A 17154-nucleotide genomic window follows, 5' to 3' on the forward strand; every position below is an offset into this window, starting at 1 on the left:
AACAGGCCACCCGGACGCTTACCATGCGAATCGTGACGGCGTCCGCTTCCGCTGTGCTGGCCATCGCCGCCCTGGTGGTGGGCTCGGCCGTCGGTTTTCTTCTCGCGAGGCACCGCTTCGCAAACGGGGAGCGTCGACCGGTGGGCCCCACGGCCGCCGAACTACTCGAACGCTTCGTCCGCTCCTCCAACAACGGCGTCGTCGTGCTCAACCGTTTCGGCGACATGGTGCTGCACAACAGGCGCGCCGAGGCGCTCGGCCTCGTGCGGCTCAACCAGGCCGACGCCCGTGCCCGCAAGGCCGCCGAGCAAGTGATCAAGACGGCGCTGCCGCTGGAGATCGACCTTTCGCCGCTGGCAGTGCGCGGGAGGGGGCCCGAGGCCGTGCTCGGCGAGGTCCGCCCGCTCGGTGACGGCTTCACGGTGGTGGAGGCGGTCGACCACTCCGAGGCCGTGCGGCTGGAGGCGACCCGCCGCGACTTCGTCGCAAATGTCAGCCACGAGCTCAAGACACCGGTGGGAGCCATCGCACTGCTTGCCGAGGCCGTGCTGGACGCGGCCGACGACAGCGACGAGGTGCGCCGCTTCAGCGAGAAGATCCTGCGTGAGTCCACTCGGCTCGGCAAGCTGGTCACCGAACTGATCGCGCTGTCCAGGTTGCAGGGTGCCGAGCGACTGCCCGAGCTGACCGTGGTGGAGGTCGACGCGGTCGTCGAGGAGGCGCTTGGCCGCGTGCGGCTCGCCGCGGAGACCTCCGAGATCACCGTCACCACCGACGAGGCCAGCGACCTGCTCGTGGAGGGCGACCGCACGCTGCTGGTCACGGCGCTCACCAACCTGCTGGAGAACGCGGTCGCGTACTCGCCGCCCGGTAGTCCGGTCTCGATCAGCAGGCGGCTCGTCGACGGGCTCGTGGAGATCGCCGTGACCGACCGGGGCATTGGCATAGCCGAGGAAGAGCAGCAGCGGGTGTTCGAGCGCTTCTACCGGGCCGACAAGGCCCGTTCCCGCGCCACTGGGGGCACCGGCCTCGGTCTGGCCATCGTCAAGCACGTCGCCGCCAACCACGGTGGCGAGGTCCGGCTGTGGAGCAGCCTCGGGGTGGGCTCGACCTTCACCCTGCGCATACCCGCGCACGTGGCGGCAACCGACGACCAGCAGCCCGCGCCGCGGTCCTTGGTCGCGACCGGACAGGAAAGCACCGAACAGGGAGGAACACCGTGACGAGGGTGCTGATCGTCGAGGACGAGGAGTCGTTCGCCGACCCGCTGGCCTTCCTGTTGCGCAAGGAGGGCTTCACCGCCGCCGTGGCCACCACCGGGCAGGACGCACTCGAGGAGTTCGACCGCAACGGTGCCGACATCGTGCTGCTGGACCTGATGCTGCCCGGGATGAGCGGCACCGACGTGTGCAAGCAGTTGCGCCAGCGCTCCACGGTGCCTGTGATCATGGTCACCGCGCGGGACAGCGAGATCGACAAGGTGGTCGGCCTCGAACTCGGCGCCGACGACTACGTCACCAAGCCCTACTCGGCGCGCGAGCTGATCGCCAGGGTTCGGGCCGTGCTGCGCCGCGGCGGCGAGCCGACTGCCGACAACGACGTGACTCCCCAGGTGCTCGCTGCGGGACCGGTACGCATGGACATCGAGCGGCACGTGGTGACCGTGGACGGGGATGAGGTCTCGCTGCCGCTGAAGGAGTTCGATCTGCTCGAATACCTGCTGCGTAACGTCGGTCGAGTGCTCACCCGCGGCCAGTTGATCGACCGGGTCTGGGGTGCCGACTACGTTGGTGACACCAAGACCCTCGACGTACACGTGAAACGGCTGCGGTCCAAGATCGAACCCGACCCCGGCTCGCCGAGGTACCTGGTGACCGTTCGCGGGCTCGGCTACAAGTTCGAAAGCTGACCGACCCCACTGCCTGCCTTGTCCGCGACCGAGCGCGACGGTGACCTCACCGGTGGTGGCACTAGTCCATATCGGCACAGTGGGGGGCCGAAGCCAGGTACCGTAGGGCTTCGTGCGCCTAGGGGTACTCGACGTGGGGTCGAACACCGTTCACCTGCTTGTGGTGGACGCGCATCGTGGTGCCCACCCGACACCGATGCACTCCGAGAAGACCGTGCTTCGGCTCGGCGAACGCATCACAGGGGACGGCAAGCTGAGCGAGGCCGACGCCGCCGAGCTGTCCAGGACGGTGGCCGCGGCCAAGGAGTCGGCGGAGCGGCTCGGCTGCGAAGATCTCATGGCATTCGCCACATCGGCCGTGCGGGAGGCGGGCAACGCGGGCAAGGTGCTGCGGAAGGTCGCCGACGAGACCGGCGTGGAGTTGCAGGTGCTCAGCGGCACCGACGAGGCGAGACTGACGTTTCTCGCGGTGCGCCGCTGGTTCGGCTGGTCGGCAGGAAAGTTGCTGGTCCTCGACATCGGTGGGGGTTCGCTGGAGGTCGCGATGGGGATCGACGAGGAACCCGCACTCGCGGCGTCGTTGCCGTTGGGCGCGGGCCGGATCACCCGGACGCGGTTCCGGCACGACCCGCCCACCCGGTCCGAACTCGTGGCGACCACGGCGTGGCTGGAGGACCAACTCGGCGACCTCGCCAAGGAGGTCACCCGGCTCGGCGAGCCCGATCGAGTGGTAGCGACCTCCAAGACGTTCCGCTCTCTTGCCCGGCTCACTGGTGCCGCGCCATCCTCAGCAGGCCAGCGGGTGCGCAGGGTGCTCACCGACACCGCGTTGCGCCAACTGATCGCGTTCGTGTCGCGGATGCCCTCCTCCGACATCGCCGAACTGGAAGGGGTCAGCCCGAGCAGGGCGCATCAATTGGTCGCGGGAGCACTCGTGGCGCAGGCCACCATGCGAGCGCTGTCACTGGAGCTGCTGGAGATCTGCCCGTGGGCCCTGCGGGAGGGCGTGATCCTGCGGCGGTTGGACCATGCCAGCGACACGGATGGCACGGACCAAACCCCGCTTTTGACCGGCCAGGGACGGTGCGGATGACGCCTGGGTTCACACTAGACGCAGACAACGCGCGACGGGCACGGTGGAAAGGATGACTCGAGACAGCGACGGCGGGCGGCCACAGAAGACCGTGGCCGAGCTACTCGCCGAGCACGGCGGCCAGGTCGGCGGCAATCCACGCCGTCGGCGGCGTCGCGCTGCCGAGGACGACGACGCGCCTGGCGGTCGTAGTCCCAGGATGGGGGACACGGCACCGCAGGCGATCATCGAACGGGTGCGTTCGGAAGGGCCGCAGCCTCCGCGTACCCGGCACAACGGCCACGCCGTGCCGGAAACCAACGAGGAACCGCCACCGGGCCGGGGCGGACCGCGTCCGGCACCTCCGCAATCTCCACAGCCTCCACAGCCCCCACAGCAAGGCCAACAGCCGCAGCCGCCGAAACCACGGCAGCAGCAGTCGGGGCCGCTCCCGCGCCCGCCGCACCCGACGGGTGGCTACCCCGTCCCTGGTGCGGACGAGGTAGCCAGGCCGCCGCTGCCGCCGAGGGCACCCAACGGAAGACCGCCGCACGGCGCTTCGCAGGGTGGGGTCCAGACCAACGGCGCGATCAAACCGGGACCGCCCAACGGGGCGCCGCACGGCCACACCGGCCCCAACGGCATCCCCAACGGCGTCAAGCCACCGGGTGACGCCCAGGGCCGGATGAACGCGACCCGTCGCGTACAGCCTGCGCCTCCTCCTCCGGGTCAGCCACCGTCGTCGCCGCCGGACAGTTCGCTGGCCGCCCGGCTTGACGGGCTCGGCGAGCCGGAGGCCGACGTCGCGGAGCCGAAGGGTCCGCCTCCACCGCACGGCACCGGCGCCTACCCCGCGCCGCCGCACCGGCGCAGGCCGCCGCGGCTTCCCCCGGCACCCCCGCCGGAACCCAGCACCGAACAGTTCCCCGCGGTGGACGAGACGGCCATCGCGCAGGCGCTGCCCGGTGCGGCGGAGCCGCCCGCGGGGCTGTCCGGCTGGCACGGGCAGCGGCAGGGTGGTTTCGACGACACCGAGATCGCAGCGCTGCCCACACTCCCGAGGGAGGACGACGACGAGGCCGAGGAGGGCCCGCCGACCGGCTACTACGTGCCGGAGTTCGACGATGACGACGAAGCCTCGCAGCCCTACCGCAGCGGTGTACTCGACGACGACCCGCTCGGCGAGGAGGACGACTACCGCGACTACGTCGACGACTCCGGTGAGTTCACCTACGACGACCCCGATGACCACCCCGACGAGGCGGGCGAGGCCGGGCAGGAGACCGTGTCACCGGCACGGCAGTGGCTGGCGCTCGCGGGCCAGCTCGCGCTCGGCGTGGTCGGCGGCGCTGGTGTGTGGCTTGGGTTCAACTGGCTCTGGGTGGCGCTGCCCGCGGCCGCGCTGGTCGCGGCGCTGGTGGTGACCGTCGGGCTCGTCTGGATCGTGCGCAAGGTCAGGCGGGCGGAGGACCTGCAGACGACCGTGCTGGCACTGCTCGTCGGTCTTGTGGTGACCGTGTCCCCGGCCGCGCTGTTACTCCTCTCCAGGTAGCGCGTGGCCGCAGCGATCCGGGTCGGCCTCTCGACGGCCTCGGTGTGGCCGCTTCGCGCGGGCGAGGGCTTCGAGCTCGCCGCCGCGCTGGGGTACGACGGCGTCGAGGTCATGGTGTGGGCTGATCCGGAGAGTCAGAGCGTGTCCGCGCTTCGCAACCGCAGCCGCACCACCGGCATGCCGGTACTTTCCATCCACTCGCCGTCACTGTTGATCACCCAGCGGGTGTGGTCTCCGGACCCCGTGGTGCGGCTGCGCAGGTCCGTCGAGGCGGCTGTGGAGCTGGAGGCGCGGACCGTGGTGGTCCACCCGCCGTTTCGGTGGCAGCGCCGCTACGGCGACGCGTTCGCGGAGCTGCTCGTCGAGCTGGAGGAGGAGAGCGGGGTCGAGATCGCCGTGGAGAACATGTTCAAGGTGCGTCCCCCCGGTGGCGCCAAGACCAGCCGGATCTCGGCGTTTCGGCCCTCTATCGACCCGACCGACGTGGGCTACCGCCACTACACGCTGGACCTCTCGCACACCGCCGCCGCCGGGATGGACGCGATGCTGCTGGCCAAGCGGATGGGCGAGCGGCTCTCGCATGTGCACCTCGCCGATGGCACCGGCATCCCCAAGGACGAGCACCTGGTGCCGGGGCGGGGCAACCAGCCGTGCGCGCGGCTGCTGGAGCACCTGGTGGAGCACGGCTACTCCGGTCACGTCGTGCTCGAGGTCAACACTCGTGGCGCGAGGTACATGGCAAGGCGCGCGAAGGACCTCGCGGAGGCACTGCTGTTCACCCGCCTGCATCTTGGTCAGTAGGCGAGGCGAAGCGGCAGGCACCGCAATGCCGGGGGGAGAGCGATTCGTGCCTACTCACACGTACAGTCGTGCTCGTGGAGCCGCTGCGTTCGCTGATTCTCGCTGCCGCGGGCAGTGACAGCATCCGTCGTTTGGTAGCCACAGCGCCCGGTGCTCGTGGCGTGGTGGGCAGGTTCGTCGCGGGGGAGACCATCGGAGAGGCACTGCGGGCGGTGCGCGGGCTCGCCGACGACGGCAGGTGCGCGACTCTCGACTATCTCGGCGAGTACACCAGTGACGAGGAGCAGACCGAGCGGATCGTGCGCACCTACCTGCGGCTGCTCGACGAGCTGTACTCCAGCGGGCTCACCGCTCACGCCGAGGTGAGCGTGAAGCTGTCCGCGGTCACGGTCGGGGGCGATGCGCGGTTGGCTTTGCGTAACGCGGGCCGTATCTGCGCCGCCGCCGAGCAGTGCGGCACCACCGTGACCATCGACATGGAGGACCACACCACGACCGACGACACGTTGCGGGTGGTCACCGAACTGCGAAGGACGTGGCCTTCGGTGGGTGCGGTGTTGCAGTCGTACCTGCGGCGCACCGAGCAGGACGCCGTCGCGTTGTCGGGTAAGGGTTCGCGGGTGCGGCTGTGCAAGGGCGCGTACGCCGAACCTGCCGAGGTGGCGTTCACCCGCGCCCACGACGTCGACGTGAGCTACGTCCGTAACGCTAATGTGCTGCTCGAGGGCGGGGCGTACGCGATGTTCGCGACACACGACCCTCGGCTGGTCGAGGTGCTCGGGCAGCGAGTGCGCTGGTACGGACGGGAGCGGGGCAGCTACGAGTACCAGATGCTTTACGGGGTCCGGCCGGACGAGCAGCGTCGGCTGGCGGCGGAAGGGGAGACCGTGCGCGTGTACGTGCCGTTCGGGGAGCAGTGGTACGGCTACTTGATGCGGAGGTTGGCGGAGCGGCCCGCCAATACCGCATTCTTCCTCCGAGCGCTGGCCAGCCGTTCGTGAGCGCCGCGGAGCAGGAGGCCGCTCGGTTCGGAGAGGCCTGTGCCGTCCGTTCCCTCGGGGACGGCACCTTTACCGCGGACCTACGGTTCGAATGGTCCATCGGAGGTCACCCTCACGGGGGTTTCTTGTTGGCCCTGCTCGCCAACGCGGCGGGCAGGGCGCTGGCCGAGCGAGGCGAGCCGCCCGCCGACCCGATGGTGGTCAGCGCGGAGTTCCTGCGCGCACCCGCCGTGGGGCCCGCGCTGTTGCGTGCCGACATCCGCAAGATCGGGCGCAGGGCCACGGTGGTGGCGGTAGGTCTGGAGCAGCGAGGTCGAAGCTGCGTGGAGGGCAGGGTCACCGTGGGCAGGTTGCCGGTGCGACCGCCGGTGTGGACCGACGCACCCGCACTGCCCGCTGAACCGCCCCAAGGCGCCATCCCGCTGACCGGGGAGACATCGGAAGGCGTGTTCAACCTGGCGAGCGGTTGCGACGTGCGCATCGACCCGGCCACCGCGGGCTACCTGTCCGGCCGGACGGGCGACCCGCCTCGGCTGCGCCTGTGGGCGCGGCCGAGGGACGGTGAACCCGACCCGCTGTTCGCGTTGCTGGCCTGCGACATCAACCCGCCTGTGGTGTTCAACCTCGGCAGGTTCGGCTGGGCGCCTACAGCGCAACTGACCGCTCTGGTACGGACCCGGCCCTGCCCCGGTTGGCTGCGCGTGCACGTGGAGGCGCGGTCGGTGCAGGAAGGTTGGTTCGACTCCGACGCGGTCGTGGTGGACGCCCAGGGCCGTATCGTCTGCCAGGCCAGGCAGCTGGCGCTGTCCCCGTCACCGAGCGGGTAGCCGGTTGCCCAGGTGGACACCCCGCTGCCTAGGCTTTGCGGCCATGGGAACCATCGCGGTACTGGGTGCGGGAAAGATCGGCGAGGCGTTGCTGTCCGGGCTGATCAGCGCGGGAAAGTCCGCCGAGGAACTGCTGTTCACCGAGCGGCATCCCGAGCGTGCGGCCGAGTTGACCGAGCGCTACGGCATCGCGTCGGTGGGCGTCACCGAGGCGGCCAAGCGGGCCGAGGTGCTGGTCGTGGCGGTCAAGCCGCAGGACATCGAGCCGTTGCTGGCCGAACTCGCGCCACTGGTCGGTCCCGGCTCGTTGGTGGTCTCGCTGTGCGCAGGGCTGCCGACCACGCTGTACGAGCGCAGGCTGCCCGATGCGGTGCCGGTGGTTCGGGCTATGCCCAACACCCCGATGCTGGTCGGTGAGGCGATGAGCGCGGTTTCTCCCGGCAGGTACGCCACCGCGGAGCACGTGCGGACCGTGGAGGACATGCTGCGTTCGGTCGGCAAGGTCGTCGAGGTCCCCGAGGCGCAGCAGGACGCGGTCACCGCGCTGTCGGGCTCCGGGCCCGCCTACTTCTTCTACCTGGTCGAGGCGATGATCGACGCGGGCATTCTGCTGGGGCTGCCCAGGGCCGTAGCCGAGCAACTGATCGTGCAGTCCGCGGTGGGGGCCGCCAAGATGCTAGCGCAGGGCAGTGAGCACCCCGTGTTGCTGCGTGAGGCCGTGACCTCCCCCGCGGGCACCACCATCAACGCCATCAGGGAGTTGGAGCGACACGGCGTACGCGCCGCACTGCTGGCCGCCATTGAGGCTGCGAGGGACCGATCGGTGGAACTGGGCAGGGCCCACGAGGCCTGACCGGCACCGTCGCTGGAGTCAATCCCCTCGACAGGCGTCGCACTGGCCCCACCTGTCCCGCTACCCTCGGCGTCAGCACGTGCGTGTCGGTACCGCTCGGTGGGGAAGCCGAGCGGCACGACACGTGCCGAAGGGGCACGGTGAATTGTTATGTCGCCGAGCAGGAAAGAAGACGTGCCGGGGCCCCGGCAGGTCCAGTTCCTGACCGTAGCCGAGGTGGCCGCGCTGATGCGGGTGTCGAAGATGACCGTCTATCGGCTCGTGCACTCGGGAGAACTGCCCGCCGTCCGGGTCGGCAAGTCCTTCCGAGTGCCGGAAAAGGCTGTGCACGACTACCTGGACAACGCTTACTTCGACGTTGGGTAGGCCTCGCAAAGGCCACGAGCGGCGACGGGTAACCTGGTAGGTCGTTCGTGACCGACCGTTGAGGAGCGCCTGTGGGCTCGGTGATCAAGAAGCGCCGTAAGCGTATGTCCAAGAAGAAGCACCGCAAACTGCTTCGCCGCACCCGGGTGCAGCGCCGCAAGCAGGGCAAGTGACGCGCTGAAGCCCGGCCTGTGCGGGCGCGGGGTCCGCGAGGCGTGACCGCCGTCAACAACAGGTTATAGCCGGTTCGTTCACGTCCGGTTCGCCAGTACCATTCGAACTGTCTCGTCCGATCCGCCACCAGACCTGCCTCTTCGCGGGGGTGCGATGCCGTCGAAAGCCGTCCTCATCACCGGGGTGGCCGGTGAGCTGGGTGGGCGGCTCCTCGCGCGGTTGGGCAACAGCCCGGACCTCGAACGGGTCATTGGTGTCGACACGGCACCGCCGCGCGAGGACGTGCTGCGTCGCATGGGCAGAGCCGAGTTCGTGCGCGCCGACATCCGGAACCCGCTCATAGCGAAGATCATCGCCTCCTCGGAGGTCGACACCGTCGTGCACGCGGCCACCACGTCGCATCCGGCGGAACCCGGTCGGCGCAGGGCGATCAAGGAAGTCAACGTCATTGGCACGATGCGGCTGCTGGCCGCGTGTCAACGCTCGCCGCGCGTGGGCAAGTTGGTCGTCAAGTCCACGGCCGCGGTGTACGGAGCTGGGCCGCGCTCGCAGGCGGTGTTCACCGAGGACTCGGAGCTGAGCGGCTCGGCATCGAGCGGCTACGCCAAGGACGCCGTCGAGATGGAGGGCTACGTGCGTGGTCTCTCCCGCCGCCGCCCGGACATCGACATGACCGTGCTGCGGTTCGTCAATGTCGTGGGTCCGGACATCGACACGGTGTTCTCGCGGTACTTCGCGATGCCGGTCGTGCCGACCGTGCTCGGTTTCGACGCGCGGCTGCAACTGCTGCACGCCTGCGACGCGCTCGGCATCCTCGAACACGCGACACTGCACGACCGGCCGGGCGTGTTCAACGCCGCCTCCGACGGGGTAATAACGCTGGGGCAGGCGATCCGTCGAGCGGGTCGAGTTGAACTGCCCGTGCTCCGCAACGCGATGCCCGTGCTGGGCAGGATGCTTCGGGGCGCCAGGGTGGTCGACTTCTCCTCCGACCAGGTGCGGCTGCTCAATTTCGGGCGCGTCGTGGACAACACGAAGCTGAAGCAGGAGTTCGGCTACACCCCCAGCTGGACGACACGGGAAGCCTTCGACGACTACGTGCAGGGCAGGGGACTGCGGTCGGTTGTCGATGGGCAGCGGCTAGCGAGACTGGTTACAACGGTCGACGCTTGGAGGGCGAAGCTGTGACTTCCGGCAGCTCGGCGCGGGTCATCCCGCTGCACCGGGGCAGGAGCGCACCGAGAGGCACCGTGCGGTCCGATCGCGACGCGCCGGTGGTGACGCTGCCGACGTCGCAGGACAAGGGTCCGTTGCCCGCCGATCCGGTAGCGAGGGTGCTGACTTTCCTGCGGCACCGCCTCACCGGGGACTATCCGGTGGACGAGTTCGGATTCGACGTCGAACTCACCGAGACCCTGCTGCTGCCGCCGCTGCGGGTGCTGTACGACAACTGGTTCCGGGTGCGCACGCATGGGGTGGAGAACCTGCCGCGGCGTGGAGGCGCGCTGCTGGTGAGCAACCACTCGGGTGTGCTCCCGATCGATGCGATCATGATGGGGCTCGCCGTCCACGACGAGCATCCGGAGCACCGCTACCTGCGGATGCTCGGCGCCGACCTAGTGTTCAAGACCCCGCTGTTGAGCATGCTCGCGCGCAAGTCGGGGCAGACGCTCGCGTGCCACCCTGACGCGGAGCGACTGCTGCGTGCGGGTGAGCTGGTGGGTGTCTGGCCGGAGGGGTTCAAGGGCGTCGGCAAGCCGTTCTCGGCCCGCTACAAGTTGCAGCGGTTCGGCCGAGGCGGGTTCGTGTCGGCGGCGCTTCGCACCGGCGTGCCGATCATCCCGTGTGCCATCGTCGGCGCCGAGGAGATCTACCCCAAGATCGGCGACATCCGGCCGCTGGCTCGGCTGCTTGGCCTGCCGTACTTCCCCGTGACGCCGTTCTTCCCGCTGCTCGGCGCACTCGGTACGGTCCCGCTGCCCACCAAGTGGCACATCGAATTCGGTGAACCGATCCGCACAGACACCTACGATGCCGGCGCCGACGACGACCAGATGTTGGTGCTGAACCTCACCGACCAGGTCCGCGAGGCGATCCAGCACATGCTTTACCGCAGGTTGGCGCAGCGGCGCGGCATCTTTCGGGGTTGACCCGGACCCTTCGAGGCCGCTACGCGGCGCGCCTGCGGTAGGCGAGTCCGGCGGCGACCGCCCCCGCCAGCGCTCCGGCGCCGAGCACGGACGGCACGCCGATCTTGGCGGCCTTGCGCCCGGTGCGGAAGTCGCGGATCTCCCAGCCGCGCTCCCTCGCGGTCTCGCGCAGCCCCGCGTCGGGGTTCACCGCGACAGCCGTGCCGACCACAGAGAGCATGGGAACGTCGTTCTGTGAGTCCGAGTAGGCGGTGCAGCGCTTCAGGTTGAGCCCCTCTCGCGCCGCCAGTGCCCGTACCGCGTGTGCTTTGGCCCTGCCGTGCAGCAGGTCGCCGACGAGCCTGCCGGTGTAGACGCCGTCCACGTTCTCGGCGACCGTGCCGAGTGCCCCTGTGAGGCCCAGCCGTCTCGCGATGATCGCGGCCAGCTCGACCGGTGTCGCCGTGACCAGCCAGACCCGCTGGCCCGCGTCGAGGTGCAACTGGGCGAGCGCCCTCGTGCCTGCCCAGATCTTGTCGGCCATCAGCTCGTCGTAGATCTCCTCGCCGATGGCCACCATTTCCTCGACCGTGCGGCCTGCCACGAACGACAACGCCTGCTCACGGCTGGACTGCACGCCCTGTTTGCTCTCCCTGCCACCGACCCGGAACTTGACCTGCTGCCACGCGAAGCCAGCGAGGTCGGAGGTGGTGAAGTACTTGCGCGCCGCGAGTCCCCTCGCGAAGTGGAAGATCGAGGCGCCGATCATCATCGTGTTGTCCACGTCGAAGAACGCCGCCGCGGTCAGGTCCGGCGGGGCAGGCGGTGGAGGTGGCTGCCGCTCCTCGTCGTCGCCGCTTTCGAGCTCGATGGTGGCCACCGGCGCGGCGGATTCCATCGCGACAGCGGCGTCGGCAGAAGCCTCACCCGCCAGCGCCGCGAGGCGCTCACGGTCCTTCCCGCGGCCGGCCAACCACGACACGCGCACCGCCTCCAGATCTTCACACTGTGCTCAGCACCCGCTCACAGAGTATCGAGAACGTCGCCAGCACCGGAGAGCTATCCGATCCCGACTTCCGGTAAGCCGGGCAACAGCGGCGGGATCGTCACCGGCGGTCGCGGTGGCGGTGAGCCGTCCGGCAGCCGCGGCATCGTCGGGGTGGGGACCGGCGGCCCGTACACGGTGGTGCTCGAGGTCACCGGCGAGGCGGTCGGTAGCGGCGAGGCGGTAGGCACCGGTTCCCGCAGTACGGCCAGTGTGTTCTCGGTCCGCTCGTCGTCCGGGGTGGGTCGCGGTGGTGGCGGCAGCGGTGGTCCGGGATCGGTCCGGGTGCCGGGAGGTTCGGCGGGCGGTGTGCCGCAGGCTCCGGTGGCTGGAATCGCGCCGATGTCGTCGAAGTCGCCGGACGTGATCTGCGCACAGTCCATCCTCGCCGCCAGTGCCGTGGCTCGCCGTTCGATCCGCGAGAGCAGGGTGCGCGGCGCCGCCGGTTCCTCGGGAAGCGTGGGGCTCAGCAGCGCAAGCTTGGCCGCCTGCTCGTTCGCCCACTGTCGAAGCGGGCTGAGCTGCCGCCCTCCCGTGCTGGTGGCCACGGCGGTGAGGCCGGAGGTACCTGCCGCCGCCTCGTCGGTGAAGTCGTCGAACGCGATCGCGTAGTTGTGCCGCGCCCGCTCGCCGCTTTCCACCAGCAGCGCGAGTTCCGCCAGCCGCAGTTCGGCGTACTCGAGGTGCTTAAGCGCCCTGCTCTCGTCGTCGAGCGTGAGCTGGATGACGGCGGCCTCGCGGGCCCGTTTGACGTCGTAGAGTGCCTCTCCAGGCAGCGAGTTCGCCGAGAGCACCAGCGCGAGTCCGGAAACGGCGGTGACCACGGCCGTCGCCGCGGTGATCACCGCGGTCAGCCGGGGCTTGCGCTTCACCCTGCGAAGGTCGGGGGTGACGCGGTCGGCGATGCGGGCACGTGCGTCACCGCTCAGCGAGGCGGTGTCGCCCTCGCCCAGCCGCCGCAGCGCTGCCACGACGGCGAGTTCGGTCCCGAACTCCGAGTCGTCGCCGGTATCGACCGCGCGAGCGAAACGCTCGTCCTCGCGTCGCCTGGCTCGCGACCAGGGGGGCACTCTCACCTCGCCCGCCTCCACGCAGTCGTCACCGAATCTTTTGCCTGAGTAACGATCAGTTGGTACGCGCGGTTACGGCTGTGGGCACGGCGAGTACAGGCCGCGCGGCGGGCTCAGCGCACTCCGGAAGGCAACAGCTTGGCGAGCCTGCGAACGGCCCTGTGCTGCAGCGCCTTGACCGCACCCTCGTTGCGCTGCATGATCGCGGCGGTCTCGGCTACCGAGTAGCCCTGGATGAACCGCAGGATGATGCACTCGCGCTGGTCGTCACCGAGGTCGGCGATGCTGCGCAACAGTTCGTCGCTGGTGGTTTTGCTGATCACCTGTTGCTCCGGTCCTGGGGCCTCGCTTCCTCGCGAGCCCGGCTCTGCCACCTCGTCGGTGACGATCTCGAGCCGGTACCGGCTCGACTTGACGTGGTCGAACACCAGGTTGCGGGCGATCGTGGTGAACCACGCGCCCACGTCACGGCCCTGGTAGGAGATCGAGGTGATTCGGCGCAGCGCGCGCAGGAACGTCTCGCTGGTCACGTCCTCGGCGAGGTGCCGGTCGCCGACCCGCAGCAGGACATACCGGTAAACCCAGTCCACGTAGCGGTCGTAGAGCTTGCCGAAAGCGGCCGTGTCGCCGCGCTGGGCGGCTCGCACCAGCTCCCAGTTCTCCGCTACGGCGGCATCCCGGGGCTCGGTCTGCTCGCGTTCGGCCGGTGCGGGCGCATCGACGGCCCGAAGCCTCGCGGGTGCGGGACCAGCCGCAACAGCGATCGGCATGCTCACGTGTCGCACCTCCTCCGGGCCCGTTCCCGGCCTCCGCGTGATCACCGCCACTACGTCGCCTGGGGAGCATACGCGTTGTTACCCCAAAGTAGGTAGTGGTGTCCCGATTGCGAACCGAGCACAACGGTCGCGCGACACCACGGTGACGGCTCGGCTGGCACACTGGCCGATACAGGAAAGGGGCTGGTTGTGACCGGTGTACGGGGCAATGTCGCCGACCTGGTGAGCACGGCTGCGACGGCACATCCGACGACTGTCGCGTTGATCGATACAGTGTCGGGCGACACAGTGACCTGGAAAGCGCTGGACGCCGCCGTCGACGCGCTGGCGCGTTCGCTCAGCGAGGCGGGGCTGCGCCCGGGCGATCGAGTGGCGCTGCGGTCGCCGACCTGCCCCGCCTTCGCCATCGGCTTCTTCGCCGTGGCCAGGGCAGGGGGCATCGTCGTGCCGCTTTCCCCGCAGGCGCCCAACGCCGAGTTGCTGCCGGTGCTCGAACAAAGCGGCGCCCGCATGCTGCTGGGGTCCGCCGACGCCGAGTTGGGCCACGACCTGACGGTTCTCGAGCCGGACCTGGGCGCGAGCGGTGACCCTGTCGATCCGGTCGGCGGCGGTGAGGACATCGCCGCCCTGCTGTACACCTCGGGCACCGCGGGCCCCGCGCGCGGCGTGATGCTGTCGCACCGTGCATTACTGGCCAACGTGGAGCAACTGCGCTCGCTGACGCCTCCGGTGGCCGAGCCGGGCGATCGGGTTTTCATCGCCATCCCGCTGCACCACATCTACGGGCTCGGGCCCGGTCTGCTCACCGCCGCCGCGGCCGGGGCGACCGCCGTGCTGGCCCCACGGTTCGAAGCGAGGCAGGCGCTTGCCCACTGCTCGACCCATCGGGTCACCGTGCTGCTCGGCGTGCCGGGCATGTACGCCGATTTCGCGGCACTGCCACCCGAGGAGGTCGGCGAGCGGCTCTCCACGGTGCGGCTGCTGGTCTCGGGAGCCGCACCGCTGCGGCCGAAGGTGCTCGCCGCCATGCGGGCGGCGACGGGTCTTGCGGTCTACGAGGGTTACGGGCTCACCGAGGCAGCGCCCGTCGTCACCTCCACGCTCGTCACCGGCTACGCCAAGCCCGGATCGGTCGGGCGGCCACTGCCGGGCGTCGAGGTGCGCCTTGTCGACAGCGACGGAAGCGGGGAAGGCGTTCCGCTCGATCCCGCCGACCCCGACGACGCCTTCGGCGAGGACGAGGCGGGCACCGGGCTGGTCGCCATCCGCGGCGAGAACCTGTTCTCCGGCTACTGGCCCGACGGCGCGCACGGCCCGGACGCCGACGGTTGGGTGCGTACCGGTGACGTGGGCTACCTGGACACCGACGGCGACCTGCACCTTGTCGACCGCGCCAACGACCTGATCATCGTTAACGGCTTCAACGTCTACCCTCGCGAGGTGGAGCAGGTCATCGCCGAGTTGCCGCAGGTCGCCGAGGTGGCGGTGGTGGGAATGCTCGACGAACGCAGCGGGGAGGCCGTGCGGGCGGTGGTGGTTCCGAAGCCAGGTGCCGCGCTGTCGGAACAGCAGGTGCTGCAACGGTGTTCGGAGCGGCTGGCAGGTTACAAGGTGCCTGCCACGGTGCGGTTCGTCTCCGAGTTGCCCCACTCACCGACCGGCAAGCTGCGCCGCCTCGACCTGCGGTCATGATGGCGTCATGCACACAGTCACCGTCATGACACGAGCGGGCTGCCACGCCTGCGAGCGAGCCGAGCAGCAGGTGGAGCGCATCTGCACGGAGTTGGGCGTGGAATGGTCCACGGCCGACGTCGACTCCGACACCGAGTGGCGTGCCGAGTACGGCGACCGTGTCCCCGTGATCCTTGTCGACGGGAAGGAACACGGGTACTGGACGGTCGAGGAGGACCGGCTTCGGGCGGCGCTGTCCTCGTAAGCCTGCTGTAACCACGCCAGACCTCTCCCAGCCCGCGAAAGCGGGCGAACATGGTGACATGAGCGATGTCACCGGTGCGCGGCGTCCGCCCCGCATCTCGGGGCCCGTCTCGGGCCTCATCGGGCTGCTGGCCCTCGCCGCGGCGCTGGCGGCCGGACATCTGATGGCGGCCTTCGTCGGCATCGGCGCCTCTCCCTACTTCGCGGTCGGCTCCGCCGCCATCGACCTCGCGCCCACCTGGCTTAAGGACTGGGCGGTAGGCACCTTCGGCAGCTACGACAAGCTCGTGCTGCTCGCAGGCATGGCCGCGGTGCTCATGTCGCTGGCCGTCACCGCGGGATTGCTCTCCCGGCGCCGCCCGCTTGCCGCAACGATCGTCATCGCCGGGCTCGGCGTGCTCGCCGGGGTCGCGGTGTTGACAAGGCCTGATGTCGGGCGGCTCGCATTGCTGGCCCCGCTGGCCGCGGTCGCGGCCGGGCTGGGCGTCTTCCACTGGCTGCACGCGTTGGCCCGGCGCGGCCGCCACGACCCCGGCGAGCGGCCCTTCGAGCACGCTGAGCAGGTCACCACCGACCGGCGCCGCTTCCTCGCCGCCGCAGGCGGGGTCGCGGCCGGCGCGGGGCTGGCCGGGCTGGGCGGGGTACTCATCGGTGGCGGCAAGGACGCGGCCGGTTCACGGGCGGCCGTGGGCGAGTTGGCGGTGGCGCGACCCGCACCACCGGTTCCTGCCGGGGCCGACTTCGCCGGTTCCGGCACGCCGTCGTTTCTCACCAGCAACGACTCCTTCTACCGCATCGACACCGCGCTGGTCGTCCCGCAGGTTCGTGCGCAGGACTGGACGCTTCGGGTGCACGGCATGGTGGAGCGCGAGCTGACCATCGACTACGCCGACATCCGCGCCCGGCCACTCGTGGAGCGCACGGTCACCTTGTGTTGCGTCTCCAACGAGGTCGGCGGCCCCTACGTGTCCACGGCCAACTTCATCGGCATCGACCTCGCAGACCTGCTCGCCGAGGCCGGTGTCGAGCCAGGTGCCGAGCAACTGTTCTCCACCAGTGCCGACGGCTGGACCTGCGGCACCCCCGTCGAGGCCGTGACGGACGGCTCGCGCGGCGCCATGCTCGCGATCGGCATGAACGGCGAGCCGTTGCCGCTGGAGCACGGCTTCCCCGCCCGCATGGTGGTGCCGGGCCTTTACGGCTACGTTTCGGCGACCAAGTGGGTCACCGACCTTGAGCTCACCACCTGGCAGGCGCGGCGGGCGTACTGGCTCGAGCGCGGCTGGGCACAGCGCGCCCCTGTGAAGACCCAGTCGCGCGTCGACTTCCCTGCGGCGTCGGCGACCGTGCCCACCGGCACCATCACGGTCGCGGGCACCGCCTGGGCGCAGTCGCGGGGCATCGCGAAGGTCGAGGTACGGCTGGACGAGGGGCCGTGGCGAACGGCGGAGCTTTCCGCCGACGTCAGCGACGACGCCTGGCGGATGTGGCGGATCGAGTTGGAGCTGCCTCGCCCCGGCGAGTACTCGGTGGCTTGCCGCGCGACGGACAAGTCCGGCTACACCCAGACCGGCGAGCGGGCACCCGTCCTCCCAGACGGCGCGACCGGCCGACACACGGTGAGATTCACGGCCAGGTAACGCG

General features: G+C 69.9%; 18 protein-coding genes. 15 read left to right on the forward strand and 3 right to left on the reverse strand.

The features are described 5' to 3' along the window. The first annotated feature begins 23 nt into the window (after positions 1 to 23). The 12 genes from FHU38_RS25245 to FHU38_RS25300 all read left to right on the forward strand — a co-directional run bounded on the left by FHU38_RS25245 (position 24) and on the right by FHU38_RS25300 (position 10705). Positions 24 to 1223, forward strand: coding sequence for a sensor histidine kinase (locus tag FHU38_RS25245; RefSeq protein ID WP_208416939.1), 1200 nt, complete (start codon positions 24 to 26; stop codon positions 1221 to 1223). After that, positions 1220 to 1909 carry a response regulator transcription factor gene (locus FHU38_RS25250; RefSeq protein ID WP_167177101.1) on the forward strand — a complete coding sequence of 230 codons (690 nt, stop codon included), beginning with the start codon at positions 1220 to 1222 and terminating at the stop codon, positions 1907 to 1909. The genes FHU38_RS25245 and FHU38_RS25250 overlap by 4 nt, the downstream gene beginning before the upstream one ends. A 112-nt stretch (positions 1910 to 2021) precedes the next feature. Beyond that, on the forward strand, positions 2022 to 3002 hold the full coding sequence (locus FHU38_RS25255) for a Ppx/GppA phosphatase family protein (protein ID WP_167177103.1): 981 nt from the start codon (positions 2022 to 2024) through the stop codon (positions 3000 to 3002). A 52-nt stretch (positions 3003 to 3054) separates the two neighbouring features. Continuing rightward, entirely contained in the window at positions 3055 to 4533 is a 1479-nt protein-coding gene (locus tag FHU38_RS25260; RefSeq protein ID WP_167177105.1) for a hypothetical protein, read from the forward strand. A 3-nt stretch (positions 4534 to 4536) separates the two neighbouring features. After that, complete coding sequence (locus FHU38_RS25265; protein ID WP_167177107.1) at positions 4537 to 5334, forward strand: sugar phosphate isomerase/epimerase family protein; 798 nt, start codon at positions 4537 to 4539, stop codon at positions 5332 to 5334. 74 nt (positions 5335 to 5408) lie between these two features. Next, complete coding sequence (locus FHU38_RS25270; protein WP_167177109.1) at positions 5409 to 6335, forward strand: proline dehydrogenase family protein; 927 nt, start codon at positions 5409 to 5411, stop codon at positions 6333 to 6335. Continuing rightward, on the forward strand, positions 6332 to 7162 hold the full coding sequence (locus tag FHU38_RS25275) for a thioesterase family protein (protein ID WP_167177111.1): 831 nt from the start codon (positions 6332 to 6334) through the stop codon (positions 7160 to 7162). Before FHU38_RS25270 ends, FHU38_RS25275 begins: the two co-directional genes overlap by 4 nt. Before the next feature lie 43 nt (positions 7163 to 7205). Further along, positions 7206 to 8015 (forward strand): pyrroline-5-carboxylate reductase, encoded by an 810-nt coding sequence (gene proC, locus FHU38_RS25280; protein WP_167177113.1) that lies wholly within the window; start codon positions 7206 to 7208, stop codon positions 8013 to 8015. A gap of 150 nt (positions 8016 to 8165) precedes the next feature. Further along, on the forward strand, positions 8166 to 8381 hold the full coding sequence (locus FHU38_RS25285) for a helix-turn-helix domain-containing protein (protein ID WP_167177115.1): 216 nt from the start codon (positions 8166 to 8168) through the stop codon (positions 8379 to 8381). A 71-nt stretch (positions 8382 to 8452) separates the two neighbouring features. Beyond that, entirely contained in the window at positions 8453 to 8554 is a 102-nt protein-coding gene (locus FHU38_RS25290; RefSeq protein WP_005453035.1) for a 30S ribosomal protein bS22, read from the forward strand. A gap of 154 nt (positions 8555 to 8708) precedes the next feature. Further along, positions 8709 to 9743 (forward strand): NAD-dependent epimerase/dehydratase family protein, encoded by a 1035-nt coding sequence (locus tag FHU38_RS25295; RefSeq protein ID WP_167177117.1) that lies wholly within the window; start codon positions 8709 to 8711, stop codon positions 9741 to 9743. Next, a complete protein-coding gene (locus FHU38_RS25300) occupies positions 9740 to 10705 on the forward strand; it encodes a lysophospholipid acyltransferase family protein (protein WP_167177119.1) in 966 nt (321 codons plus the stop codon). Before FHU38_RS25295 ends, FHU38_RS25300 begins: the two co-directional genes overlap by 4 nt. A gap of 19 nt (positions 10706 to 10724) precedes the next feature. Here FHU38_RS25300 and FHU38_RS25305 read toward each other — a convergent pair whose 3' ends face one another. The 3 genes from FHU38_RS25305 to FHU38_RS25315 form a co-directional block, all read right to left on the reverse strand. Next, entirely contained in the window at positions 10725 to 11681 is a 957-nt protein-coding gene (locus FHU38_RS25305; protein ID WP_167177246.1) for an HAD family hydrolase, read from the reverse strand. Between the two features lie 62 nt (positions 11682 to 11743). Further along, positions 11744 to 12805 (reverse strand): DUF5667 domain-containing protein, encoded by a 1062-nt coding sequence (locus tag FHU38_RS25310; RefSeq protein WP_167177121.1) that lies wholly within the window; start codon positions 12803 to 12805, stop codon positions 11744 to 11746. Between the two features lie 107 nt (positions 12806 to 12912). Continuing rightward, the gene (locus FHU38_RS25315; protein WP_167177123.1) at positions 12913 to 13575 is read right to left on the reverse strand and encodes a sigma-70 family RNA polymerase sigma factor; all 663 of its coding nucleotides are present in this window, start codon (positions 13573 to 13575) and stop codon (positions 12913 to 12915) included. A gap of 189 nt (positions 13576 to 13764) precedes the next feature. On the opposite strand from FHU38_RS25315, the gene FHU38_RS25320 reads away from it, so the two are divergent. Genes FHU38_RS25320 through FHU38_RS25330 form a run of 3 tightly spaced genes read left to right on the forward strand, consistent with a single transcriptional unit; the run spans position 13765 to position 17150 of the window. Then, on the forward strand, positions 13765 to 15267 hold the full coding sequence (locus tag FHU38_RS25320) for an AMP-binding protein (protein ID WP_167177125.1): 1503 nt from the start codon (positions 13765 to 13767) through the stop codon (positions 15265 to 15267). A 7-nt stretch (positions 15268 to 15274) separates the two neighbouring features. After that, positions 15275 to 15511 carry a glutaredoxin family protein gene (locus FHU38_RS25325; protein ID WP_009152221.1) on the forward strand — a complete coding sequence of 79 codons (237 nt, stop codon included), beginning with the start codon at positions 15275 to 15277 and terminating at the stop codon, positions 15509 to 15511. A gap of 58 nt (positions 15512 to 15569) precedes the next feature. Further along, positions 15570 to 17150, forward strand: coding sequence for a molybdopterin-dependent oxidoreductase (locus tag FHU38_RS25330; protein ID WP_208416942.1), 1581 nt, complete (start codon positions 15570 to 15572; stop codon positions 17148 to 17150). Positions 17151 to 17154 lie beyond the last annotated feature (4 nt).

This window comes from Saccharomonospora amisosensis (assembly GCF_011761185.1).
In the GTDB taxonomy this organism is placed as follows: Bacteria; Actinomycetota; Actinomycetes; order Mycobacteriales; family Pseudonocardiaceae; genus Saccharomonospora_A; species Saccharomonospora_A amisosensis.